This window comes from Clostridium sp. ATCC 25772 (genome assembly GCF_001573875.1).
GTDB lineage: Bacteria > Bacillota > Clostridia > Clostridiales > Clostridiaceae > Clostridium_J > Clostridium_J senegalense.
Window position 1 is genome coordinate 1 of sequence record NZ_LFRG01000240.1, and the last position, 691, is coordinate 691.

The 691-nt window shown below is 28.7% G+C and carries 1 protein-coding gene; it reads left to right on the top strand.

The features are described 5' to 3' along the window. The first annotated feature begins 111 nt into the window (after window positions 1–111). Window positions 112–651 carry a winged helix-turn-helix domain-containing protein gene (locus AZI32_RS17795; RefSeq protein WP_061997206.1) on the top strand — a complete coding sequence of 180 codons (540 nt, stop codon included), beginning with the start codon at window positions 112–114 and terminating at the stop codon, window positions 649–651. Window positions 652–691: the final 40 nt, after the last annotated feature.

Genomic DNA, 691 nt, shown 5'->3' on the forward strand with positions numbered 1-691 from the left:
TATAGGGTTCCAAGTTGATAGCTAAAATTATACTGAATAATAAAAATCTTTCTACAAATACTTAATATACGTAAATTTTTAAATATAATATTGTATAGAAAGGATTTTATTATGGGAAGATCAGCTATAAATATTGAAACACTGCATAATTTTAAAATTGAAGAATTAATAGAAATACGAAATTCAACAGAAAACAACCGACAAAGGTTAATATTAACTACTGTTATAATGAGATATTTGAACTATTCTAATAAAGAAATAATGACATTAACTGGCCTTTGCCAAGCTACAATCGTTTCTTATGTTAAGAAGTGGAACGCCGTAGGCTTCGACACTTTAAAAGAGTGTCGTGGAGGCTCTTTAGGTAAATTATCTCCTGATATTATAGAAAATCTTATTTACACAGTAAAAAATGTATCTCCTATAGATAAAGGGTTTGTTGCTAACACTTGGACTTGTGCTCTTCTTGCTCTTTATATTGAAAGAGAATTTGGAGTAAAAGTTACCGAAGAAGCTATTAGATTGAGATTAATTGAAAATAATATTTCTTATAAAAGAGCTCAACCTATGCCTACTAAATTTGATAAGGCCCAACAAGAAGCCTTTAAAAAAAATACGAAACCAACTATCTATTTTAGAATCTTCATCTGATGTAACTGTTTATGCATTAGATGAAACTAGTGTATCTGTT

Bases quoted from the DNA above. Each gene is read 5' to 3' on its own strand.
- AZI32_RS17795 (WP_061997206.1), top strand. From the start codon at position 112: ATGGGAAGATCAGCTATAAATATTGAAACACTGCATAATTTTAAAATT.